Source organism: Lentzea atacamensis (assembly GCF_003269295.1).
Lineage (GTDB): Bacteria > Actinomycetota > Actinomycetes > Mycobacteriales > Pseudonocardiaceae > Lentzea > Lentzea atacamensis.
The window spans coordinates 328,794-351,769 of record NZ_QLTT01000008.1 but is presented as its reverse complement, the minus strand read 5'-3'; the positions used below and the strand labels follow the sequence as shown (position 1 = coordinate 351,769).

The 22,976-nt window shown below is 68.6% G+C and carries 24 protein-coding genes; 7 read left to right on the top strand and 17 right to left on the bottom strand.

Annotation, left to right across the window (positions count from 1 at the left end; genetic code table 11):
* Positions 1 to 55: 55 nt before the first annotated feature.
* Genes C8D87_RS32800 through C8D87_RS32790 form a run of 3 tightly spaced genes read right to left on the bottom strand, consistent with a single transcriptional unit; the run spans position 56 to position 2,361 of the window.
* On the bottom strand, positions 56 to 1,108 hold the full coding sequence (locus tag C8D87_RS32800; protein WP_112229573.1) for an alpha/beta hydrolase: 1,053 nt from the start codon (positions 1,106 to 1,108) through the stop codon (positions 56 to 58).
* 46 nt (positions 1,109 to 1,154) lie between these two features.
* Positions 1,155 to 1,541: a hypothetical protein gene (locus C8D87_RS32795; RefSeq protein WP_146771936.1), complete on the bottom strand. Its 387-nt coding sequence runs from the start codon at positions 1,539 to 1,541 to the stop codon at positions 1,155 to 1,157.
* A gap of 46 nt (positions 1,542 to 1,587) precedes the next feature.
* Positions 1,588 to 2,361, bottom strand: a complete 774-nt coding sequence (locus C8D87_RS32790) for a TetR/AcrR family transcriptional regulator C-terminal domain-containing protein (RefSeq protein ID WP_112229571.1) — start codon at positions 2,359 to 2,361, stop codon at positions 1,588 to 1,590.
* 77 nt (positions 2,362 to 2,438) lie between these two features.
* Here C8D87_RS32790 and C8D87_RS32785 point away from each other — a divergent pair, with 77 nt between their 5' ends.
* Positions 2,439 to 4,697, top strand: a complete 2,259-nt coding sequence (locus C8D87_RS32785) for an ATP-binding cassette domain-containing protein (RefSeq protein ID WP_112229570.1) — start codon at positions 2,439 to 2,441, stop codon at positions 4,695 to 4,697.
* Positions 4,694 to 5,476 (top strand): siderophore-interacting protein, encoded by a 783-nt coding sequence (locus C8D87_RS32780; protein ID WP_215732555.1) that lies wholly within the window; start codon positions 4,694 to 4,696, stop codon positions 5,474 to 5,476. Before C8D87_RS32785 ends, C8D87_RS32780 begins: the two co-directional genes overlap by 4 nt.
* Here C8D87_RS32780 and C8D87_RS32775 read toward each other — a convergent pair.
* The 3 genes from C8D87_RS32775 to C8D87_RS32770 are packed head-to-tail and all read right to left on the bottom strand — an operon-like array spanning position 5,466 to position 7,821.
* Positions 5,466 to 6,800 carry a hypothetical protein gene (locus C8D87_RS32775; protein WP_112229569.1) on the bottom strand — a complete coding sequence of 445 codons (1,335 nt, stop codon included), beginning with the start codon at positions 6,798 to 6,800 and terminating at the stop codon, positions 5,466 to 5,468. The two genes, C8D87_RS32780 and C8D87_RS32775, sit on opposite strands and share 11 nt — an antisense overlap.
* 35 nt (positions 6,801 to 6,835) lie before the next feature.
* A complete protein-coding gene (locus C8D87_RS48730) occupies positions 6,836 to 7,111 on the bottom strand; it encodes a methyltransferase (protein WP_267899900.1) in 276 nt (91 codons plus the stop codon).
* Complete coding sequence (locus C8D87_RS32770; protein ID WP_267899898.1) at positions 7,048 to 7,821, bottom strand: methyltransferase family protein; 774 nt, start codon at positions 7,819 to 7,821, stop codon at positions 7,048 to 7,050. The genes C8D87_RS48730 and C8D87_RS32770 overlap by 64 nt, the downstream gene beginning before the upstream one ends.
* A gap of 96 nt (positions 7,822 to 7,917) precedes the next feature.
* Between C8D87_RS32770 and C8D87_RS32765 the strand changes: the two genes are divergently transcribed.
* Entirely contained in the window at positions 7,918 to 9,120 is a 1,203-nt protein-coding gene (locus C8D87_RS32765) for an FAD-binding protein (RefSeq protein ID WP_112229568.1), read from the top strand.
* A gap of 25 nt (positions 9,121 to 9,145) precedes the next feature.
* Here the strand turns inward: C8D87_RS32765 and C8D87_RS32760 are convergent, their stop codons facing one another.
* The 3 genes from C8D87_RS32760 to C8D87_RS32750 all read right to left on the bottom strand — a co-directional run bounded on the left by C8D87_RS32760 (position 9,146) and on the right by C8D87_RS32750 (position 10,852).
* Positions 9,146 to 9,610, bottom strand: a complete 465-nt coding sequence (locus C8D87_RS32760) for a CAP domain-containing protein (protein ID WP_215732554.1) — start codon at positions 9,608 to 9,610, stop codon at positions 9,146 to 9,148.
* Positions 9,611 to 9,768: 158 nt separating this feature from the next.
* Positions 9,769 to 10,332 (bottom strand): SRPBCC family protein, encoded by a 564-nt coding sequence (locus C8D87_RS32755; RefSeq protein ID WP_146231771.1) that lies wholly within the window; start codon positions 10,330 to 10,332, stop codon positions 9,769 to 9,771.
* Positions 10,322 to 10,852 carry an ArsR/SmtB family transcription factor gene (locus tag C8D87_RS32750; RefSeq protein ID WP_112229567.1) on the bottom strand — a complete coding sequence of 177 codons (531 nt, stop codon included), beginning with the start codon at positions 10,850 to 10,852 and terminating at the stop codon, positions 10,322 to 10,324. The genes C8D87_RS32755 and C8D87_RS32750 overlap by 11 nt, the downstream gene beginning before the upstream one ends.
* Before the next feature lie 76 nt (positions 10,853 to 10,928).
* Here C8D87_RS32750 and C8D87_RS32745 point away from each other — a divergent pair, with 76 nt between their 5' ends.
* Together C8D87_RS32745 and C8D87_RS32740 are read left to right on the top strand one after the other, a co-directional pair.
* A complete protein-coding gene (locus tag C8D87_RS32745; RefSeq protein WP_411711473.1) occupies positions 10,929 to 13,061 on the top strand; it encodes an RICIN domain-containing protein in 2,133 nt (710 codons plus the stop codon).
* 80 nt (positions 13,062 to 13,141) lie between these two features.
* Positions 13,142 to 14,395, top strand: a complete 1,254-nt coding sequence (locus C8D87_RS32740) for an amidase (protein WP_112229566.1) — start codon at positions 13,142 to 13,144, stop codon at positions 14,393 to 14,395.
* On the opposite strand, the gene C8D87_RS32735 is transcribed toward C8D87_RS32740, so the two are convergent.
* On the bottom strand, positions 14,370 to 14,711 hold the full coding sequence (locus C8D87_RS32735) for a DUF6204 family protein (RefSeq protein WP_112229565.1): 342 nt from the start codon (positions 14,709 to 14,711) through the stop codon (positions 14,370 to 14,372). The genes C8D87_RS32740 and C8D87_RS32735 overlap by 26 nt on opposite strands.
* Positions 14,712 to 14,780: 69 nt before the next feature.
* Here C8D87_RS32735 and C8D87_RS32730 point away from each other — a divergent pair, with 69 nt between their 5' ends.
* Positions 14,781 to 15,422, top strand: coding sequence for a thiaminase II/PqqC family protein (locus tag C8D87_RS32730; protein ID WP_112229564.1), 642 nt, complete (start codon positions 14,781 to 14,783; stop codon positions 15,420 to 15,422).
* A 53-nt stretch (positions 15,423 to 15,475) separates the two neighbouring features.
* On the opposite strand, the gene C8D87_RS32725 is transcribed toward C8D87_RS32730, so the two are convergent.
* From C8D87_RS32725 to C8D87_RS32715, 3 genes are all read right to left on the bottom strand, one after another.
* Entirely contained in the window at positions 15,476 to 15,829 is a 354-nt protein-coding gene (locus C8D87_RS32725) for an FG-GAP repeat domain-containing protein (RefSeq protein WP_112229563.1), read from the bottom strand.
* A 127-nt stretch (positions 15,830 to 15,956) separates the two neighbouring features.
* On the bottom strand, positions 15,957 to 16,544 hold the full coding sequence (locus tag C8D87_RS32720) for a hypothetical protein (RefSeq protein WP_112229562.1): 588 nt from the start codon (positions 16,542 to 16,544) through the stop codon (positions 15,957 to 15,959).
* Between the two features lie 376 nt (positions 16,545 to 16,920).
* A complete protein-coding gene (locus C8D87_RS32715) occupies positions 16,921 to 18,399 on the bottom strand; it encodes a chitinase (RefSeq protein ID WP_112229561.1) in 1,479 nt (492 codons plus the stop codon).
* A 96-nt stretch (positions 18,400 to 18,495) separates the two neighbouring features.
* On the opposite strand from C8D87_RS32715, the gene C8D87_RS32710 reads away from it, so the two are divergent.
* Positions 18,496 to 19,260: an alpha/beta fold hydrolase gene (locus tag C8D87_RS32710; protein WP_112229560.1), complete on the top strand. Its 765-nt coding sequence runs from the start codon at positions 18,496 to 18,498 to the stop codon at positions 19,258 to 19,260.
* Here C8D87_RS32710 and C8D87_RS32705 read toward each other — a convergent pair.
* Genes C8D87_RS32705 through C8D87_RS48115 form a run of 4 tightly spaced genes read right to left on the bottom strand, consistent with a single transcriptional unit; the run spans position 19,250 to position 22,944 of the window.
* Positions 19,250 to 20,080, bottom strand: a complete 831-nt coding sequence (locus C8D87_RS32705) for an oxygenase MpaB family protein (RefSeq protein WP_112229559.1) — start codon at positions 20,078 to 20,080, stop codon at positions 19,250 to 19,252. The two genes, C8D87_RS32710 and C8D87_RS32705, sit on opposite strands and share 11 nt — an antisense overlap.
* A 7-nt stretch (positions 20,081 to 20,087) precedes the next feature.
* Entirely contained in the window at positions 20,088 to 21,044 is a 957-nt protein-coding gene (locus C8D87_RS32700) for an ankyrin repeat domain-containing protein (protein WP_112229558.1), read from the bottom strand.
* Entirely contained in the window at positions 21,041 to 22,033 is a 993-nt protein-coding gene (locus C8D87_RS48120) for an ankyrin repeat domain-containing protein (protein WP_233442401.1), read from the bottom strand. Before C8D87_RS48120 ends, C8D87_RS32700 begins: the two co-directional genes overlap by 4 nt.
* The gene (locus C8D87_RS48115; protein ID WP_112229556.1) at positions 21,994 to 22,944 is read right to left on the bottom strand and encodes an ankyrin repeat domain-containing protein; all 951 of its coding nucleotides are present in this window, start codon (positions 22,942 to 22,944) and stop codon (positions 21,994 to 21,996) included. The genes C8D87_RS48120 and C8D87_RS48115 overlap by 40 nt, the downstream gene beginning before the upstream one ends.
* Positions 22,945 to 22,976: the final 32 nt, after the last annotated feature.

Here is a 22,976-nt window from a genome sequence, read left to right as displayed (position 1 = left end):
TTCCAGCCTGGCAGTGGCGGAAGGGGGACGCGACCGCCCAAAGTCGTGTTGAGGCTTAGCCGATCGGTTGATGCGTCACGACGTCGACACCCGGAAAGCCCCGGCTGACGATCGGGTTCGGCCGGCCGTGCAGGTACTGGCGGAAGAACGCCGGGATGTAGGTGGTGGCGACCTTCCGTTGCTGCTCAGGGCTCAGGCCGGTGTCCGGGCAGCGGCTGTCGTTGTCGTAGGACCACTCGGTGTTGAAGTAGTTGTGGTTGGCGTACTTCGGTGTGACCGCGTGGATCGGCACGAGGTTGCGGCCCTTGGCGTTGTCGACGAACGTGCCGCCGTTCACCGCGCCGTCGCAACTGCCTGTCATGACCGCGAACGGGATCTTCGTGATCCGGTAGTCGAGGTTCTGCGGAGCTTCCGGGTCCGGCGCGTAGTAGTCGGCGGGCGCGAGCGGCAGCACGGCCTTGATCCGCACACCGGCCGGGAGCTCGGTGACGTGCTTGTCCGACGCCTGGTAGACAGCGCCGCGGCCACCTCGCGAGTGGCCGAGGGTGCCGACGCTGGTCAGGTCGACGTGGTTCTTGAACCCCTTGAGCCTTCCGGCGAGCGGACCCTTGCCGTCGTTCAGGTCGCGCCACATTTCGAGGTGCTTGCTCATGAGCGCGGCCCGCGCCACGTCCGCGGGTTGGCCCATCTCACCGGCGTTGACGCCGTTCACGCTCACCGACACGACCACAAAACCCTGCCGCGCCAGCTCCTCCCCCAGGTAGTCGTACCCGCGGTAGCTCGGGAACGGGTCACCTTGAGGGCACGGCCAGACCCATTGTTCGTTCTGGCACGGCTTCCAGAAGCCGTGCGCGAGCAGCACCAGCGGCCTTTTGCCGACGAGCGTGCGTGGCGCGTGCACGACGGCGGTGAGCTCGAGGTCCGCGACGGGACCACCCGGCTCGACGTGAAAGCCGGGCACCTGGAAGGCCCGATCACCGAGCGAGTACTCGACCTTTCTGACGTCGTTGCGGTGTTCCGGGGAAGCAGAGGTGTACGGCGCGGTCAGCACCATCGCGAACGCGACGACGGCCGCGGCCGTGCCGATCTTCTTGGGCGCGATTGCCATACCGGTGATCAAATCGGTCACATGTGGGGGACTTGTGAGGACCGTGTCACGGTTCTGCCACAGAGAAGTGGCCGGCGAACCCGCGGAACCGTTCCACCAGCGGTCCTCCTGCCTCGCTCAGCTGCCGCCACAGCTCCCGATGGCGGTCCACCGCGATCCGATCGCTCACCAGCACGACCACGGACCCCTGCTGCGCCAACGACTGCGCGTAGTCGTCGTTGCCGCGGAAGCTGAACACCAGCGGCAACGTCCCGACGAGTGCGCGCGGCGAGTGGACCACCGCGTTCAGGTCGCCGACCGTGTACTCCATCTTCATGACCGCGGGCCGGTGCTCCCGCACCGCTGTGGTGGCCGCGGTGCTCGGCGCGGTCAGCACCATCGCGAGCGCGACGGCGGCCACAACTGCCCCGATCCCTCTGGGCACGATTGCCATGAGCACGATCTCATCGGGCCCATGTGCGCCGAAGGTCCGGACTTTGTCACGGTTTTGCCACAGCGCCTTCGACACCGTCCAGCAGCACGCGCAGGCCGTTGCGGAAGTTCTCGAGGGCGTCGTTCTCGAGATAGGGCAGCTCGGGATCGATCGGTTCCCGATCCTGCTCCAGCAGGTGCAGCATCGGGAACTTCTTCTCCAGGTCGGGCTCGATCTCCAGGAGCACGGCGGACCGCGCGTACCACCACTCCTCGTCGGCCTCACCGGTCGCGCCACCCGCGGCGCGGGCCTCGGCGATGGTCTGGGCGGCACCGCGCACGAAGTAGTTGATCGCGCCGACGATGCCGCGCAGCTCGCGACCGGGCAGCCCGGTGGAGACCAGGATCGTGGCCAGGGCCTCGATCACGGCGAACTCGTGCGGGCCGAGCACCGGACGCGCCTGCGACACCTGCATCACCCACGCGTGGCGGCCGTAGAACTCCCACATGTCGTGCGCCCAGCGCGTCGCGGCGGGGCGCCAGCCGTCGTCGAGCGGGTAGGACGTCGGCAGTTCGGCCATCGCGCGGTCGTACATGAGGTCGACCAGCTCGTTCTTGCCAGGCACGTACGTGTAGAGCGCCATGGCGGTGCGGCCGAGACGCTCCCCCACGGCGCGCATCGAAAAGGCGATGCCCTCTTCGTCGGCGACCGCGATGGCCGCGTCGACGATCGCGTCCACGCTCAGGCCGGGCTTCGGGCCGGGACGTTTCTCCGCGCCCGCCGCGCGCCAGAGCAGCTCGATGGAACGGCGTGGGTCTCCCTGACCCGCGTAGACGACCACCTTGCGACTCCTTACGGCGTAAAGTAACCTCGTTGGCCGATACTTTACGGCATAAAGAATCAGTGGGGGAAGTTCTGATGACCGCTGTCGCCGACAGCCACGACGTGATCCAGGTCCGCGGAGCCAGGGAGAACAACCTCGCGGACGTGTCGCTCGACGTCCCCAAACGACGCCTGACCGTCTTCACCGGCGTGTCCGGCTCCGGCAAGTCCTCGCTCGTCTTCGGCACGATCGCAGCCGAGTCGCAGCGCATGATCAACGAGACCTACACCGCGTTCCTGCAGTCGTTCATGCCGTCGATCGGGCGGCCGGACGTGGACGCGCTGCACAACCTGAGCGCGGCGATCATCGTCGACCAGGAGCGGATGGGCGCGAACTCCCGCTCGACCGTCGGCACGGCCACCGACGCGCACACGATGCTCCGGATCGTGTTCAGCCGCCTGGGCGAGCCCTACGTGGGAACGTCCGGTGCGTTCAGCTTCAACCTGCCGGAGGGCATGTGCCCGGCCTGCGAGGGCCTGGGCAAGGTCACCACCATCGACGTGGACGCGATCGTGGACCGCTCGAAGTCGTTGAACGAGGGCGCGATCGACGCCCCGAACTACGGCGTCGGCACCTGGTACTGGCAGGTGCTCGCGAACTCCGGGCTCTACTCCCCCGACAAGCCGATCGCGGAGTTCACCGAGCAGGAACTTCACGACTTCCTGCACAAACCGACGACGAAGCTGAACATCGGCGGCACCAACGTCACCTACGACGGCCTGATCCCGAAGCTGCAGCGGACGATCCTGTCCAAGGACCGCGAGTCGATGCAGCCGCACGTCCGTGCCTTCGTCGACCGCGCGGTGACGTTCGCGACCTGCCAGGACTGCGGCGGCGCGCGACTGAACGAGGCCGCGCTCAACTCCAGGGTGAAGGGCCTCAACATCGCCGAGTGCTGCGCGATGCAGATCAGCGACCTCGCCGAGTTCGCCCACTCGATCGACGACCCGTCCGTCGCGCCACTGCTCGCGACGCTGCGCAACACCCTGGACGCGCTGGTCGAGATCGGGCTCGGCTATCTCTCCCTCGACCGCGAGTCCGCGACGCTGTCCGGCGGCGAGTCGCAGCGCGTGAAGATGGTGCGGCACCTGGGATCGTCGCTGACCGACATCACCTACGTGTTCGACGAACCGACCGTCGGCCTGCACCCGCACGACATCCAGCGGATGAACAACCTGCTGCTCCGCCTGCGGGACAAGGGGAACACCGTGCTCGTCGTCGAGCACAAGCCGGAGACGATCGCGATCGCCGACCACGTCGTCGACCTCGGCCCCGGCGCTGGCGTCAACGGCGGCCACGTCTGCTACTCCGGTGACGTGGCCGGCCTGCGCGCCTCGGGCACGCTGACCGGCAGGCACCTCGACCACCGGGCGAAGCTGCGGCCGGAGTTCCGCTCCCCCAAGGGTTTTCTGAAGATCTCCGGTGCCAGGCAGAACAACCTCAAGGACGTCTCGGTCGACATTCCGCTCGGGGTGCTGACCGTGGTCACTGGTGTCGCCGGTTCCGGCAAGTCGTCGCTGATCCACGGGTCGCTGCGCAGGCGACCGGACGTGGTGACGGTCGACCAGTCACCGATCCGCGGGTCGCGCCGGTCCAACCCCGCCACCTACACCGGGCTGCTCGACTCGGTCCGCACGGCGTTCGCCAGGGCCAACGGCGTGAAGGCGGCGTTGTTCAGCGCGAACTCCGAGGGCGCGTGCACCCACTGCAAGGGCATCGGCCTCGTCTACACCGACCTGGCGATGATGGCCGGCGTCGCGACGGTCTGCGAGAAGTGCGAGGGCAAGCGCTTCACGCCCGAGGTGCTGAGCTACACGTTGCGCGGCAAGAACATCAGCGAAGTCCTCGGCATGTCCGTCGCCGAGGCGCGCGAGTTCTTCCCGTCCGGCCAGCCGCACGCCGTGCTGAGCCGCCTGCACGACGTCGGCCTGTCGTACCTGTCGCTGGGCCAGCCGCTGACGACACTGTCCGGCGGCGAGCGCCAACGGCTCAAGCTCGCCATCCACATGGCGGAGAAGGCGTCGACCTACGTGCTGGACGAGCCCACGTCCGGCCTGCACCTCGCGGACGTCGACCAGCTGCTCGGCCTGCTCGACCAGCTGATCGACGCCGGCAACACGGTCGTCGTGATCGAGCACCACCTCGCCGTGATGGCGCACGCCGACTGGATCGTGGACATGGGTCCTGGTGCGGGCCACGACGGCGGCCGGGTCGTGTTCACCGGCACGCCGGCCGACCTCGTCGCCGGGGCCGGCACCCTCACCGCCCGGCACCTCAAGGAGTACCTGTCGTGAGCCTGCTGACGGTCACCTCGGTGCGGCCGCTGACCCCGCGCATGGTGCGGATGACGTTCACCGGCGACGGACTCGCCTCCGTCCGCACCTGGCCGGACCAGCAGCTGAAGCTGTTGTTCCCCAAGCCGGGTCGCTCCGCGCTGGTGTCGGAGTCTTCAGACGTCGGCGTCTGGTACCAGGCCTACCTCGCGATTCCCGAGGAGCAACGGCCGTGGATGCGCAGCTTCACCGTGCGCTCTCTTGTGGACGGCGTGCTGACCGTGGATTTCGTGCTGCACGGCGACAACGGCCCCGCCTCCCGCTGGGCCGCCACGGCTCAGATCGGTGACGTCATCGGCCGGTTCGGGCCGTCTCCCGACTACGCCCGGCCGCTCGGAACAGCGGAGCTGCTGGTGTTCGCGGGCGACGAGACGGCGTTGCCCGCGATCGCCTCGTTGCTCGAGCTGCTGCCCGCTTCTCGGCAGCGGCTGGCGTTCGTCGAGATCGCGGACCCGGCGGAGGAGCAGGACGTCCCCGGCGTGCGGTGGGTGCACCGCAGCGCCGGGGAGAACCTGGTCTCGGTGGTGACCGCTGCCGACGTGCCGTCGTCGGCCTGGGTGTGGCTGGGCGGCGAGGCCTCCGCGGTGCGGGCACTGCGGAGGCACTTCGTGTCGCTCGGAGTGTCCAAGAAGGACATCGAGTTCTCGGGTTACTGGCGGCGCGCGCTGACCCAGGACGACGCGCCGACCACCGAGGATCTCGCCGAGGCCCAGGAGCGGATCGCCGCGCTCAGCGAGTGACCACCAGGACAGCGCTGCCGGCCGGCACGTCGACCGCGGTCTTCGTGCCGGCCACCCTGATGTGCCTGGGCTTGGGCGTGAACTTCGCGTTCTTCTCCACCTTCGACCCGGCGATGGTGATCTCCGTCGAGTCGAGCTTCGGCGCCGTCAGCACGTAAACGCTTGCGTGGCGGGCCTTGCGCGGCAACGTGATCGTCGCCGTCACCGCAGACGCGCTCTTGTTGTTGACGAACACGTTGTTGCCGATTCCCCACGCCGTGACCTCGTCCGCGCCGGTGACGCTCGCCGCGTGGTAGGCACCGGACCCGGCCAGCTTCCAGAGCAGCTCACCGTAGTAGACCCCTTGCACCCCGGTGGGATTGAGCCCGTCGAACTTGATCGGCGAGTAGTGCAGCGGGAACTGGACCGACGTGCCACCGTGGAAGTTGATGCCGGAACCCTGCCGCGCCGCGACGTCCGACATGTAGTCCAGCGACCACAGCGCCGCCGCCTGCACGTCACTCACACCTGCCGCGCCACCGTGGTAGTAGTTGTTCGCCTCGGTGACACGCCACTGCCCGATCCCGGTGGCCTCCCTCGCCTTCTGCATCGCGGCGGAGGCGGTGGGCAGCCGCCCCGACCTGGTGGACGCGAGCATGTCCGGGATGGAGGCCTTGTCGTTGCGCGCGATGTACTGGTGCGTGGAGAGGATGGTGGCGCCGCGGTCCTTCTGCGTGCGGCCGAAGTCCATGGCCCACGCGGTCTTGTTGGCCTCGCCGGGACCGTCGAACTTCGCACCCGGCACCTTCGCCCTGATCGCGTCGGCGAACTTCGTGAACAGCGCCTCGTACTCCGGCCACGTCTTGACGTAGACGTTCGGCTCGTTGCCGATCTCGAACGCCACGAGATCCTTGCCCAGGATCTCGGCCGCCTGCCGCGCTTCGTCGGCCGCGTTCTCCGGGGTGTTGGTCCTGAGGTTGATGCCGTAGACGACCTTCCACCCGGTGACCTTGGCGAACAGCGCCAGCTCCCGGACGTCCGACGGCGCGGCCTCGTTCGCCTTGCCGCCCGTGCCCTGCGGGTTCCAGGTGGTCATGTCCACGAGGTTGCCGCCGATGCGCAGCAGGCTGGGCCCGAGGAGACGGAAGAGCCGGACCAGGTCGGCGTTGCGGGCGTTGAACATGCGCGCCCCGACCCGGTCCTTCTCGTAGCTGAAGCCGGCGAAGTCCCTGCCGACGTGACTCGTGCTCGCGGGGTCCACCTGCACGCTGACACCAGGCGCGGCGTGCGCCGGGGTGCCGGTGAACACGATCAACAGGGCCGCCGCGACCGCTGCTAGACGCATGGAAGTCCCTTCGTCCGTGCGGCGGCGATCTGACTTTAGATCGGATGTTTCCGGAATTCGAGCACGCAGCGCTCATCGGCGACTTCCGTCACCGAGTCGAGCACCAACCCGTGCGTTTCTGCCAGCCTCTCGAACTGTGCGACGCTCCGCTCCTGTCCGCCGAAGTGCACCAGCATGACCAGGTCCATCTCAGTGCTGACCCGCAGACCTCGGATGGATTCGACAATGATGACGCGGCCGTCGCGGTTCAGGGCGTCGACGCAGCGGGCCAGGACGCGGTGGCACTGCTCGTCGTCCCAGTCGTGGAGGATGTTGAAGAGCAGGCAGGCGTCCGCTTCCGGCAGCGGGTCGAAGAAGCTGCCCGCGGTCGCCGCGCGCGATCCCCCAGCCGGCTGAAGTTCCGCAGCGCCGGTCCGACCTCCAGGTCCACGAGATGCCCGCACACCCCGGCATGAGCGTCGAGCACGGCGGCGAGCAGGTCGCCGGGCCCACCGCCGACGTCGACGATCATCCTGAACCGCGACCAGTCCACGGCGGCGACGAACTGCGGGATCCGGTCCCGGAGGCGCCAGGTCATCTGCCGGTCGAACGCGTCCCGCAGGTGAGGCTGCTCGGCGAGGTCGGCCCAGAAGTCCCGGCCGTAGCGCAGCGGGTAGGCGGGCTCGCCGGTGCGGATGCTGTGGGCGGGGTCGACGAAGGCGAGGTCGGCGCGCCCGGCGGCGGTGTCCTGGCGGAGGAGGTTGTGCAGTCCGTTGTCAGCGTCCGCACAGAGGTGCTCGCCGAACTCGGTGGTGCGGTAGCCGGTGCCGGCGCGTTCGACGATGCCGAGGGTGACGAGGTGACCCAGCAGGAGTTCGAGGGCTCTCGGGTTGACGTCCAGTTCGGTGGCCAGGAGGTCGGGGCTGGCGGGACCAGCCCGCAGGCGGTCCGGCAGCCCCAGCGTCACCGCGACCCGCAACGCCATGGGTGTGACCAGCCCGGACATTCGTCGAAGCGTCTGCACGTCGTTGTCGTTTCCCACGTGGATTCACCCTTCCACCAGTGGTAACCAAATTTCTGTCTGCACTGAAGCCACAGGGAGAACAACTAACCGAGCTCGGACGCATACGGTGTGCGTATGAAGACCAACTGGGCCGGCAACGTCACCTTCAGCGCGGCCCAGGCCGTCACGCCGACCACGGCCGACGACCTGCGCGCGATCCTCCGCGGCTCCCCCGCGGTGCACGTCGTCGGTTCCGGGCACTCGTTCAGCCCGATCGCCGACACGACGGGCACCCTTCTCTCGCTGGCGCAGATGCCCGAGGTCTTCGAGGTGGACGGCCGCACCGTCCGGGTCGGCGCGGGCATGACGCTCGCCGCCCTCGCCCCGCTGCTGCACGACGCGGGGCTCGCCCTGCACACGCTGCCCTCGCTGCCGCACATCACCATCGCCGGCGCCATCGCCACGGCCACGCACGGCTCGGGCGCGCGGTCGCTGGCGGGAGCCGTGCGGTCAGTCGAGGTCATGCGCGGTGACGGCTCGGTTGTCGAGCTGACGTCCGCGGGCGCCGCCGTGTCGATGGGTGCCCTGGGCGTGGTCACGAGCGTGACACTGGACGTCGTGCCGTCGTTCGACGTCGCGCAGACGGTCTACGAAGACGTCGCGTGGACGACGCTGCTGGTTCAGCTCGAGCAGATCTTCGAGGGTGCCTACAGCGTCAGCGCGTTCGTCGACTGGCAGGGCGGCGCGACGCTGTGGGTGAAGCATCGCGTGGGCGACGAGCCGTTCACGTTTCCCGGTCGCGCGGCCGACGGGCCGCGTCACCCGGTCACCGGCCAGCCGCCATCGCGCTGCACCGAGCAGGGTGGCGTCCCCGGCCCGTGGCACGAGCGCCTCCCTCACTTCAAGGCGGAGTTCACGCCGTCGGTCGGGCAGGAGCTGCAAACCGAGTACTTCGTGCCGCGCACCCGTGCCGTCACGGCACTGCGCGCGCTGGCCGAGATGTCCACGGTGATCTCGCCGCTCGTGCAGGCCTGCGAGATCCGCACGATCTCCGCGGAACCGCAGTGGCTGAGCCCGGCCGTCGACCGCGACAGCCTCGCCATCCACTTCACCTGGGTGCCGAACACGCCGGCGGTGCTCGCCCTGCTGCCCAGGCTGGAGGAGGCCATCGCGCCGCGGCCGCACTGGGGGAAGCTCTTCACCGTGCCGCCGACGCTGCTGGCCGCGCGCTACCCGCAGTGGGACGCCTTCCGGGCGCTCGCGAACGAGCACGACCCGAAAGGCGTCTTCCGCAACGACTTCCTGACCCGCTACATCGGGCCGGCCGCCACCACGTGATGGCGTAGCGCCTCGGAGAGTGCCGTCATCGGGTGCCGAAGGTCTGCACCCAGTAGTGGCGCCACTGCGCATTGGCGTTGTGGGCGTAACCCACGCCGATGGACTTGTACGAGCAGTTCAGCATGTTCTTCTTGTGCCCGGCGGAGTTCATCCAGCCCACCACGACCGCGCTCGGCGTCGTGTACCCGGCCGCGATGTTCTCGGCCTGACCGGTGTTCTTCGGATACCCGGCCCGCGCTATCCGGTCGAACGGGCTGCTTCCGTCCTTCCCGGTGTGGCTGAAGTAGTTCTTTTCCGCCATGTCCGCGCCATGGCCCTGCGCTGCCTGGTCCAACGCGTCGTTGCGCGTGAGAGCGGCACAGCCGGCCTTGGCACGTTCGGCGTTGGTGAGCGCGACCACCTCTTCCCGGAAGTCCGGTGCGGCATTCGCCTGCGGTACCAGGCAGGCGAACATCAGGGTCGAGCACACCACCGCGGTTAATCGCGACAAAACTGTTCTCCTTGAACTTCCCGAAATGGGACAGGACCCGGAGAATGCTAGTGATCAAGATTCACACCCGTACCGGAGAAAGGAGCAATCGAGAACGCGCGAACGGCGGACGCCACACGACCACCGGACGGACTCGTTCGGCGGTTCCCAACGACCGGCTACGAAGTCTCGCCCTTCTGGCGCAACGCCTCCAGCTCGTCGTCCGAGAACCCGTACGTGGTCGCGATGGTCATCTTCGGGCACGTGATCAGCAGACCGGGCCCCCACTCCTCCACCACGACCCCGCGCTGGTTGGCGGACTCGAAGAACGGCTTGCCCGAGACCGGCAACGACACCTCGCGGTCCCAGAACACCGTGCGGCGCGCGGCACCCGGCTGGTACTCGTGCGCGAACTTCAGCTGGTGCAGGAACGTGATCCAGCCCTCGGTGATGTCGTCGTAGTAGTCGTCCCACTCCGGCGAGGTGCCCTTGGGCGCGCGGGTGAGCACGACGCGCGTGCCTTCGGGGACGGGCGTCAGCGCGAAGGTGTCGTGGCCGTGGACGATCAGCGTCGTGCCGTCCTCCTCGACGTTCTGGAAGTAGATGTGGTCGATCTCGGCGTCCAGCTCCGGGATGTCCCAGCCGTGCCAGTGCCGGATCTTCTCCTTGTCGCGGAACGACTGCCACACCTCGTCGACCGGCGCGGCCACGGTGATCTCGATCCGCACGCCCTCATCGCTCATCGGAAACTCCCGGATGCCCCAGCGCGACCACCCGGTACGGGCGGCCTTCCTCGGTGTCGTACTTCAAGGCGATCTGCCGCACCGCTTCGGCCAGATCGCTGGTGAACTCGTGGACTTCGCCGGGCGCGCCGAAGCGGACCGTCGTCTCCACCGTGAAGGTGAGCAAACGCTTTCCCGCGTCGGCGGCCGCACCCGACATCCGGTCGACTTCCCGCGCCACCCCGGACGCGACCGACACCAGATGCGTCGCGGCGAACTGGTCCTGCACGCCGGCGTCCACGCAGCGGCCCGGCCTGGCGCGCAGCACGCGTTCGACGCAACCGCGGCGCTGGCGTTCCTCGACCAGCTCGACGAGTCCTGCCTGCTCCAGCGCTCGCACGTGGTAGTTGACCCGCTGGCGCGGCAGGTCCAGCGCGGCCGCGAGCTGCGTCGCCGACGCGGGCGACTTCAACAGCTCCAGCAGCGAGCGACGCAACGGGGACAGCTCCACGTCCAGCACGGTCTCATTTGACAAATTCATTTGTCAATACCGGAACACGACCGGAAACGGTTAGGTTCGTTGACGGTTGCAACAAACCGCCCCCACCCTGTGAGCCGTGAGAACCCCCCTGCTGGTGGCAGCGTTGGCAGCAGCAGCGATCGTTCCTGTGTGGACGGTCGCGGCGCAGGCCGACGTGGTGCCCGGAACCGCTTATCAAGTGACGAACGTCGGCAGCGGAAAGTGTGTCGAATCGCTGGGATCGGCCAACGGCGCACAGCTCCGCCAACAGACCTGCTCTGGGCAGACGTGGAAGTTCACGCCCACGAGCGACGGTTACTTCACGGTCGGCGAAGGCGCTGTCTGGGACGTCTCGAACGTGTCCACCGCGGACAACGCGCTGATCCACATGTGGCAGAACTTCAACGCCAACAACCAGCAATGGCGCCCCGAGCAGATCGGCACGGACACCTACCGGTTCGTCAGCCGCCACAGCGGCAAGTGCCTCGACGTGCCCGGCGCCTCCACCGGTGACGTCCAGTTGGTGCAGTACACCTGCAACGGCACCAACGCCCAGGCCTTCCGCCTCACCACCGGCGGGCCGCCGAACCCGGGCCAGCCGGACTTCGGCCCGAACGTGCTGATCTTCGACCCGTCGATGCCCGCCAGCACGATCCAGGCGCGGCTCAACGACGTCTTCCGGCAGCAGGAAGAAGGTCAGTACGACGCGCGCCGGTACGCGATCATGTTCAAGCCGGGCAACTACAACGTCGACGTCAACATCGGCTTCTTCACCCAGGTTCTCGGCCTGGGCCTGCTGCCGGACGGCGTGACGATCAACGGTCAGGTGCACGTCGAGGCCGACTGGTTCCAGGGCAACGCGACGCACAACTTCTGGCGCGGCGCGGAGAACCTCGCGGTCCGGCCACCCGGCGGCACGAACACGTGGGCGGTCTCGCAGGCGTCCGCGATGCGCCGCACGAAGGTCTACGGCAACATGCAGCTCGACGACGGCGGCTGGTCCAGCGGTGGCTTCCTGGCCGACTCCGTGGTCACGGGCCAGGTTCGTTCCGGTTCACAGCAGCAGTGGCTGTCGCGCAACACGGAGTGGGGCTCGTGGACCGGTGAGAACTGGAACATGGTGTTCGTCGGCGCCCGCAACGCCCCGCAGACGTCGTTCCCCGAACCGCCGTACACCAACGTCGCGCAGACCCCTGTCGTGCGTGAGAAGCCGTTCCTGAACATCGACAGCTCCGGCAACTACAACGTGTTCGTGCCGGCGCTGCGCAGCAACACCAGCGGCACCACGTGGGCGAGCGGCACCCAGCAGGGCACGAACCTCCCGCTGTCGAACTTCTACATCGCCAAGCCGGGCACGAGCGCCGCGACGATCAACCAGCAGCTCGCCGCCGGCAAGCACCTGCTGCTCACGCCCGGCATCCACCAGGTGAGCGAGCCGATCCGGGTCACGCGGCCGGACACCGTCGTGATGGGCCTCGGCCTTGCGACCGTCATGCCCACCAACGGGAACATGGCGCTCGATGTGGCCGATGTGGACGGAGTGAAGATCGCGGGCCTCCTGATCGACGCGGCCCCGACCAACTCACCGCTGCTGATGCAGATCGGCGCACCCGGCAGCACCGCACGTCACCAGGCCAACCCGACGTCGGTGCACGACCTGTACGTGCGCATCGGCGGTTCGGCCGTCGGACGGGCCACGACCTCGTTGGTGGTCAACAGCCACGACGTGATCGGCGACCACCTCTGGCTGTGGCGCGGTGACCACTCCATCGGCGTCGGCTGGGATCTCAACACGGCGGACACCGGGTTGATCGTCAACGGCAACAACGTGACGATGTACGGCCTCTTCGTCGAGCACTACCAGAAGTACCAGACCATCTGGAACGGCCAGGGCGGCCGGACGTACTTCTACCAGAACGAGATGCCGTACGAGGTGCCGAACCAGGCGGCGTGGATGAACGGCTCGACGCGCGGCTACGCGGCCTACAAGGTCGCCAACCACGTCACGACGCACGAGGCGTGGGGCCTGGGCAGCTACATCTTCGCCAACGCCAACCCGAGCGTGGTGGCCGACCGCGCGTTCGAGGTGCCGAACACGCCGGGCGTGAGGTTCCACAGCATGGTGACGATCTCGTTGGGCGGCAAGGGCACGATCGAGCGAATCATCAACAACTCGGGTGGACGGGTGACCGCCGGTTCCACCGAGGCCTACCTGGCGAACTACCCGTGATGTTTCCCCGAAGATCAATGTTCCACTGATCGGGTTTCGACCGCACATCCCCGTGCTCCGGTCCGCGCATAGACTGGAGCATGGGGATGTTCACAGAGCAGTTGCGGCTCATCGAAACCTTGAACCCGGTGTACAACGCCTTGACCACGGTGTTCGACGTGCCGGCCGAGCAGCCGGCAGGCCCGCTCGCCGGTGTCGTGTTCTCGGTCAAGGCCAACATCGACGTCGCCGGCGCCGCCACCACGCACGGCATGAAGTCGTTGACGGGCAACATGAAGACGGAAGACGCGCCGATCGTGGCACGGCTTCGGGCGGCCGGTGCGACACCGATCGCGCACGCGAACATGCCGACGCTCAACGCACGCGGCATGCACACGTACAGCGAGCTGGCGGGGCACACCATCAACCCGTGGGACGCCACGAAGTCGCCGGGCGGCAGTTCCGGCGGCGACGCGGTGGCGGTCGCGACGGGCATGGTGCAGATCGGGATCGGCAACGACAGCGGCGGATCGCTGCGGCTGCCGGCGTTCCTGAACGGCGTCTGCGCGCTGAAGCCGAGTTACGGCCGCTATCCGCAGGGCGCGGTCTTCGGTCAGCCCGACCCGCCGTTTCCCACCCAGGTCATGACGGTCGAGGGTCCGCTCGCCCGCACCGTCGCCGACCTGCGTCGGGTGCACGAGCTGCTGTGCGGTCCCGATCTGTCCGATCCCCGCGCGGTGCCCGTTCCCCCGACTGGTCCACCAGCTCCTGAGGTGGCTGGTTTCGTGCCGGGCGACCCGGCCGTCGAGGCGGCGGCTCAACGGCTCGCCGACGCGGGCTACGAGGTCGAACCGGTGTCACCGCCACGGCTGGACGAGGCCGCCACGCTGTCGTTGCGGATGATCGCCACGCCGATCGCGCTCGGCTACGAGCAGTTCGCCGCGTTCGCCGGTGAGGACGTCGCCCTCTTCGCCCGTCATCTGCTGGAGGTGCGACCGGGGCTCGACCTGGCGGAGTTCCTCGCGGTCACCGCCACCCGCCTGGCCGTCCAGCGCGAGTGGGCCCGGTTGCTCGACCGGTACCCGGTGCTGGTCGGGCCCGTGTCGACCATCCCGTCGTTCGAACCGGACCAGGACCGTCCCAGCCCCGAGGCGCTGGCCGCGTACTTCGAGGCCACGAAGCTGTGCGAGGCGACCAGTTTCGTCGGGGTGCCCGCGGTGGCGGTGCCGACGGGGTTGCGGGACGGGTTGCCGACCGGCGTCCAGGTGATCTCCCGGATGTACCGGGAGGACCTGGCCCTGGAGGCCGCCGCGGTGCTCGAAACGGCGCTCAGGCCAGCCGTTTCGGTCGGTTGATCTTCATCTCGTCCATGTCGGTGACGGCGGCGCGCAGCCCGCGGAAGTCGACGCCCAGCGCGTCGAGGGCCGCGGCCGCGCGCCGCAGTCCCGCCTCGTCGGGCTTGCCTTCTCTTGGATCACTGGGAGCGGTGAGGATCACGCGGTAGCTGAAGAAGTCGAGCTTCTCGTCGAACGTCAGCCCGCCCTCCTCGCTGAACCCTCCGTCGCGCAGGAGGTCGAAGCCCTTCAGGTGTTCCCGGAGCGTTGCGCGCTGGTCATCGGTCAGGTCGGCGAACCGGCCGCGGACGAGTACTCGGTAGGTGTGTTCAGCCACGAGCAGACATCGTGGCCGAACGCGCGCCGGTCTGGCGAACGATTTCCGCCGTGCGGAAGAATCGTACCCATGAACGCAAAAGAGCTGGTCACGCGCATCCGGACGGAGCTGCACCCCGGTGAGCACGACAACCTCGTGGTCAAGCTGATCGAAACCGGTCAGGCGCCGCGCGCCGTGATCGCGACGTTCGCCGCGGAAGAGAACCACATCGTGTCGTCGGACTGGCGAACATTCCTCACACTCGCGGCGAAGGCGGAGGAACCGAACGCGCGGGCGTTCTTCACCTTGCTGGCGGGCGGCGAGGAGCTCGTGCTGCCGATGCTGGAACCGCTGGCGAAGGCCGCCGGCATGTCGGCCAAGGAGTTCCAGAGTTACGAGCCCTACCCCGGTTGCCAGGCCTACCCGGCGTTCCAGGCGTGGATGGCGCTCAACGGTGAACCGACCGACGTGATCCTCGCGATCCTCGCGAACTTCACCGCGTGGGGCGGCTACTGCGCCCGCATGGCCAAGGGCCTGCGCGAGCACTACGGGTTCGACGACGACGCGTGCGCGTTCGTGGACTTCTTCGCCACGCCCGCCCCGCAGCTCGAAGAACGCGCGATCGCGGCGGTGCAGGCCGCGCTGGACGCGAACTGGCAGCCGAAGCACGCGTGGCGCTACGGCCGCCTGCTGCAGGCCTACGAGCTGGAGTTCTGGTCCACCCTGGCGTGACCCGCGCGAAGGAGCGGCACCTCGGGTGAGGTGCCGCTCTCGTTCGGCGTCGATCAGACCAGGTGCGGGCCTTCGTTCGTGAAGCCCTCCGCGATCACCTTCGAGTCACCGAACGGGCTGTCCGCGTACCCGAGGTTGTTCTGCCAGGCCACGACCTTGCCGTCGCCCTGGACCGTGATGATCTCGGCACGGCCGCCGCCGTTGATGTCACCGAAGTGCACGTTGTCTTTGGTGAAGCCGACACCGATCTTCTTCTCGTCGGCGAACGGGAACGCCGCGAAGCCGGTCACGTTCTTCCACGTTCGCACCTGTCCGTCGCCGGCCACCGTCATGAGCTCGGCACGGCCGTCGTTGTCGAGGTCGGCGAAGAACAGGTTGTCCGCGGTGAAACCCGTCGCGATCTTCACCGAACCCGTCCCACGGACGCTCGTTCGCGAAACCGGTCGCGTTGCGCCATGCCACCACGTCACCGTTGGGCATCACCGCGATGACTCGGCACGCCGGTCGCCGTTGAGGTCGGCGAAGAACGTGTTGTCACGGGAGAACCCGTCGGCGATCAGCTTGTCGCCGTCGTAGAGCTCGGCCGCGGGGCGCCCAGCTTTTGGCGTTGCGCCAGGCCTTCACGGTGCCGTCGTCCTGGACCGCGAGAGTGTCCTTGTCGCCGTCACCGTCGACGTCCGCGAACCGCAGGTTCTCCTTGGTGAAGCCGGCCGCGATGACGACGTTGGCGTCCCACGGCCGTTCCGCGGACAGGCCGTGGGCGTTGCGCCACGCCATCACCTCGCCGTTGGCCACGACCGCCGCGATCTCCTGCGCGTTGTCACCGGTCAGCGACGAGTTGGTGTTCGTGGGCACGTCGTCGACGATGTGGTCGTAGCGGATCGGCTGGTAGGTCCGCGCGTAGGCGGCGGACCACACGGTGCGGTGCGCGTAGACCGGGTCGCCGCCGTGGTTGAGCACGACCGGGCGGGTCTTCGCCGCGTCCTCCCAGCGCTCGAAGATCGCGACGTGCTCGCCGGGCCGGTTCAGCGCGTCACCGGGTTTGAGCTCCGCCCACGAGGTGTGGTGCGAGATGATGGAGATGTCGCTCGTGGTGAAGGACCTCCTCGCGCCACACGCCATCGAGGCGTGACCGGAGCAGTCCTGCGGTAGTTGCCGAACCTGTTGGTGTAGCAGCCGCCCTGGTTGTAGGTGAGCTTCTCGTCGATCCAGGACTGCGCCCTGGCGGGTCATCTGCTGGTTGTGGCCGGTGTCGGCGCACGTCAGCAGGACGTTGAAGTCGTCGGCCGCGGCGGTTGCGACGCCGGGAGCCCCGCGCAGACAGCGGCGACGGCCACAGCGGTGCGAATCGTCATTTCGAGTCCCCAGTCGCTCTTGTTTCCCCAGTTCCGAGGCCGGTGTCCCTGGCACCGCCTCGCTGGGAACAACAATGGGCGACTCGTCTGCAAGATCGCTCCAGGTCGCCTGCAGATGGTCTGCAGGCGACCCGCAAAGCGAACTACCTGGGCAGATAGGCCCGGTGTGCCTTGGAGAACTCGTAGTTGTTGAACTTGTCCCAGTTGATCGACCACGTCATGAGGCCGCGCAGGTTCGGGTACACGCCCTTCGGCTTGTAGCTGCCGCAGTTCGTGCCCTTCGTCAGGCAGTTCAGCGCGGTGTGGACATCGGCGACGGACGTGAACCCGTTGCCCGCGTTGACGGACGCGGGCAGTCCGATCGCCACCTGTTCCTGGCGCAGCGGCGCGAAGACCTTCGACGTGTCACCGCGCACCGGGAACCCGGCGAGCACCATGTCGGCCATCGCGATGTGGAAGTCCGAGCCGCCCATGAAGTGGTACTGGTTGTCCAGGCCCATCACCGGGCCCGAGTTGTAGTGCTGGACGTGCAGCAGCGTCAGGTCGTTGCGCATCGCTTCGATCACCGGCAGGTACGCGCCCGTGCGAGCGTCACCGCCGCCCGCGCCGCCGTAGAACTGGTAGCCGACCTGCACGAAGAACGTCTCCGGTGCCATGGTCAGCACGAAGCCGGCTCCGTAGCGGGACTTCAGCGAGCGCAGCGCCGAGATCAGGTTGACGATCACCGGTGTGGTCGGGTTCCTGAAGTCGGTGTCGCCGGCGTTCAGCGACAGCGAGTGGCCCTCGAAGTCGACGTCGAGACCGTTCAGGCCGTACTTGTCGATGATCGCGGACGCCGACCGCACGAACGCGTCGCGCGCCGCCGCGGTCTCCAGCCGCACCTGGCCGTTCTGGCCGCCGATGGAGATCAGGACCTTCTTGCCCTTCAGCTGCTGGGCCCTGATGCCCGCGATGAACTCGGCCTCGGACTCGACGTTCGGGCACTCCGCGACCGGGCATCGGGTGAACCGCAGCTCACCCGAGGTCGAGCTGGTGGGCTCGGCGAACGACAGGTTGACGACGTCCCACTCGTCCGGCACGTCCCGCATGCGGATGTACCCGGAGCCGTTGGCGAAGCTGGCGTGCAGGTAGCCGACGAGCACCTTGCGCGGCAGGCTGCCGGTGGGCGGAGGTCCGGTCGTCGTCGTGGTGGTCGTGGTGGTCGTCGTCGTTGTCGTCGTTGTCGTCGGCGGGGTGCCACCGGTGCAGGCCGCGCCGTTGATCGTGCAGTTGACCGGGTCGGCGGTGCCGCTAGCGTTGTAGCCGAACGTGACGCTGGCGCCGGGCGCGACGGAGCCGTTGTATTCGCGGTTCACGAACGCGTAGTGGTTGCCGCTCTTGGTGAGCAGCGAGTCCCAGTAGGCGCCGACGGACGTGGACGCCGGGTAGTCGAACTCGACCTTCCAGGAACTGATGGCCGCGCTGGTCTCGTTCTTGATCGTCACCGTGGCGGTGTACCCGGTGTCCCAGGACTGCTTGGAGAACGTCGCCGTGACACCGGCGGCGCTGGCAGGGGCGAGGCTCACGATCACGGTGCCGAGCACCAGTGCGGCCACCGCGCTTATTCGAGCGAACAACAACATGGCTGCTCCATCCCACACGCGTTGGCGGCCGGCAGGGGTCTCCTGGAATTGGACTAGACCATCTACCTCGGAGTCAAGGTTCTAGACTGCCCGGTCGTGCCCCACGCTCGTGCCGCTGACGGAACCGCGCTCCACTACTCGGTCGAGGGCTCGGGGCCTCCCCTGCTGCTGATCGCGGGCCAGTCGAACTCGTCGCGCTGGTGGAACCAGGTGCTGCCGTCGTTCGCCGCGCGGTTCACGACGATCGTCACCGACCACCGCGGAACCGGTTCCAGCGACAAGCCCGAATCCCCGTACAGCACGCGGCTCTTCGCGTCGGACTGCGTCGCGATCCTCGACGACGCCGGGATCGGCAGGGCCCACGTCTACGGCACGTCGATGGGCGGCCGGATCGCGCAGTGGATCGCCGCCTCCCACGGCGGCCGCGTCGACCGGCTGGTGCTGGGCTGCACGTCGCCCGGCGGGCCGCACGCCGTCGAACGCAGTGCCGAGGTGCGCAGGTCGTTGGCGCAGGTCGACCAGAAGAAGGCGCGCCAGGCGTTGATCGACCTGATGTACACGCCTGCCTACAGCGGCCCGTACAACACACTCGGCGACCCGCGGATGCCGCCGTACGCGCGCAAGCTGCACCTGTTCGCGAGCGGCGAGCACGACGCGTGGGACGTGCTGCCGTCGATCACCGCGCCGACGCTGGTGGTGCACGGGACCGAGGACGTCTTCAACCCGACGGCCAACGCCGAGCTCATCGCGTCCCGGATCCCGGGCGCGGACACGCACCTCATCGAGGGCGCGCGGCACGGCTACTTCGAGGAGTTCCGCGACATCGCGACGCCGCTGGTGATGGACTTCCTCAGCCCGTGACCCACCGCAGGCCGCGCATCAACGCATGGCCCGCGAACCGCACGCCGGTGGCCTCGGCGATCGGCAGGTACGGCAGCCGCAACGGCATCCGCGCCCACATCGGCAGGCTGGCCACCGCGTTCGCCGAGAGGATCGCGTACGGGCCTATCGCCAGTACCGGCAGAGGCGCTTTGAGCAGCAGGAACCGTGCCGCCTCCCTGGCCTCGCGGGTGCCTTTGAGCTCGGGCCGGTAGGCGTTCAGCCGCGCTTCGAGCTCAGCGGTCGTGCGCGGCGGGTCCGGGATGCCCATCGCGTCCGCGATCACCGCCATGTCGGCGACGTACCCGTCGTAGTCGTCGAGCGGCTGCTCGCCGTACTTCTGGTGGCAACGCAGGAAGCTGTCGACCTCGGCCACGTGCACCCAGCCCAGCAGGTGCGGGTCGTCGGCGCGGTACTCACGGCCGTCCGGCGCGGTGCCGTGGATGTGCGCGTGCACGCGGCCCAGCCGTTCGATCGCCTTGTGCGCGTCCTCGACCGTTCCATAGGTGGTCACCCCGACGAACAGGCTGGTGCGCTGCAACCGTCCCCACGGATCGGTGCGGTAGTCGGAGTGCTGCGCGACCGCCGCCATCGCCAGCGGGTGCAGCGACTGCAGCAGCAACGCCCGCAGCCCGCCGATGAACATGGCGTGATCGGCGTGCACGTGCCGGATCGGCCGGTCTTCGGCGAACAGGCGCGGACCGGGCGCGTCGTGGATCCGCCGCGCGTGCTTCTCGCGCTCGGGACCCGCGACCTTCTCGAACAGGCCGTCACTCAGCTGACGCCGCAGTGCCTCCAGCATCTGCCCATCATGCGCGACCGTTGCTGAGGCCGGGAAGACGAATCCACTGGTCCGGCTCAGTGAACGCCTTGTTGTCCGGCGGCCGCACGCCCGCGAACGCGCAGCAGTACGCCACCGCGTGATCCTCGTAGAGGTGCGCCAGCAGCACCAGGTACGCGTCGGTGTCGGTGTGCTCGTTCGGACCGCCGCCGGGATGCAGGTCTCCGTCGACCGCCCTGCCGTTGCGGTAGACGCACCCCTGCTTGCCGCTGCTGGGGTTGGCGTACATGCCGTACGCGACCGTCCCCGCCGACAGCCGTTCCATGAACTCGGACAGCTGCAGGTTGAAGTGCCACGGCTGCACCAGCACGCACCCGCCGGGCACGCCGGTGACGCTGAGGGTGAAGTCCGTGTCCTCGCCGAACGGCGCGGGGAACCAGTCCCCCGCCGGCACGGTGTCCGGTACCTCGGCCGCGGGGACCACAGCGGCGTTCAGCCTGCGGATCGCCTCGGCCGCGTCGATGTCCGCCACACACACGACGGTGTAGTTGTCGTAGTGCGGAAACCCTTCCTCCGCCGCGAGGAGGCCGTCGCGCACATCGACCGCCGCCTGTTCCTGCTCGTTCAGCACCTCGCCGGACGGGATGACGTGGTCCGTCGCCAGGCTCAACCGGGCGGGCGACCAGCCGGACATCATCGGCCGCGACGGATCGGCGCCCGCCGCCAGCAACACCCGAGCGAGGCCGGGCTTGCCCTCCTGCACGGCCTGCCACAACGGCGTCCGGCCGCGGTTGATCGCGTCGACGTGCCGGGCGCGGGCAGCCAGTTCCTCGACCGCCTCCGCCGTGCCGTGCTCCACCGCCAGGTGCAGCGGCGTCGTCCCGTGGACGCCGCCGTCCGGGTCGGCGCCCGCGTCGAGCCTGCGCCGCACGGCGTTCGCGCTCTGCCAGCCGGTGCTCGGAAAACCGCGCCAGCCGTCCGTCATGAGCGCCAGAAGTCGATGTCGGGCAGAAGCAGCCACCGATCCGGATCGGTGAACGCCTTGTCGTTCTTCGGCCTCAGGCCCACGTAGGCACAGCAGTAGGCGACGGCTTTGTGTGCGTAGAGATGCGCCAGGAGCACCTCGAAGGTGCTGTCCCGCTCGCCCGGGCCGCCTCCGGGATGCAGGTCCCGCCCGACGGTCTGGCCGTCGCGATGGATGTTGCCCTGGTTGCCGCTCTTGGGGTTCGCGTACATGCCGTACGCGACCGTCCCCGCCGACAGCAGTTTCATCACCACCGGCGTCTGAGCGTTGAAGTACCAGGGCTGCACCAGAACACACCCGCCGGGAACGTCCGTGACGCTGAGGGCGCGCTCGGTGTCCTCGCCGAACGGAGCGGGCCACCAGTCCCCTGCCGGAACCTCGGGTGGGACCTCGGCCGTGGGCACCACTGTCGCGTTCAGCCTGCGCGTCGCCTCCTCGGCGTCGATACCGGCGACGCACGCGATGCTGTAGCCGTCGTAGTGCCGGAACCCCTTCAGGGCGAGGGTGAGCCTGCCGCACTCGCGGACCGCCCGCTCCTCCTCGTCGGTCAGCACCTCGCCGGACGGGATGACGTTCCCGGTCACCAGGCTCAGCCGGGCGGGCGACCAGCCGGACATCATCGGCCGCGACGGATCCGCCCCCGCGGCCAGCAACGCCCGCGCGATGTCGGCCTTGCCCTCGTACACGGCCTGCCACAGCGCGCTCCGGCCGTCGTCGAGCTGATCGACGTCGTCGACGCGCGCGGCCACCTCCGCCACCACCTCAGCCGTGCCGAACTCGACCGCCGAGCGCAGCGGCGTCATCCAGAACGGACCGGTGTTCGGGTCCGCGCCCGCGTCGAGCCGGCGCCGCACGGCGTCCACGCTCTGCCAGCCGGTGCTCGGAAAGCCGCGCCAGCCCTCGCTCTCCATCACGAGCGCCAGAACTCGATGTCGGGCAGCAGCAGCCACCGATCCGGTTCCGTGAACGCCTTGTTGTCCACCGGCCGCAGCCCCGCATAGGCGCAGCAGTGGGCAACGGCCTCACCGTCGTACAGGTGTGCCAGCAGCACCCCGAGCGTGCCGTCGTCCTCCGCGGGAGCACCTCCCGGATGCAGGTCCCATCCGACGATCTCGCCGTCGCGGTGGCTGCTGCCCTGGTCGCCGCTCTTGGGGTTCGCGTACATGCCGTACGCGACCGTGCCCGCGGACAGCCGGCGCATCACGTCCGTGCTGGACGCGTTGAAGTACCAGGGCTGGACCACGACGCAGCCGCCCGGCACGTCCGTCACGCCCATGGCCAGCTCGGTGTCGTCCTCGAACGGCTCCTCGTACCAGTCGCCGAGGTCCGGCAGCTCGTCGTCCGGCACGACGTACGCATTCAGCCTGCGGGTCGCCTCCGCCGCGTCGATCCCGCCGACGCAGGCGATGCTGAAACCGTCGTACTCCGGGAAGTCGCCGATCGCGGCGATCATCCGGTCGCGATCGGCGATCAACGCCCGCTCCTGCTCGGTGAGCACCTCGCCGGACGGGATGACGTTCCCGGTCACCAGGCTCAGCCGGGCAGGCGACCAGCCGGACATCATGGGGCGCACCGGATCCGCGCCAGCGTCCAGCAGCGCCTGGGCGTTGCCGGGCTTGCCGGCGTGCACCGCCCGCCACAGCGCCGAGCGGCCGTCCACGAGCACGTCGACGTCGTCGACGCGGGCGGCCAGCTCGGCCACCACCTCGGGCGTGCCGTTCTCGGCCGCGTCGTGCAGCGGTGGCATCCAGTACCAGCCGACGTTCGGGTCGGCCCCGGCGTCGAGCCGTTCGCGCACCGCTTCCAGACTGTCCCACCCGGTGTGCTGGAAACCTTGCCATCCCTCGTGTTCCGCCCCCATGAGCACGGCACCCTACCGAGTGGCGGGGTGCC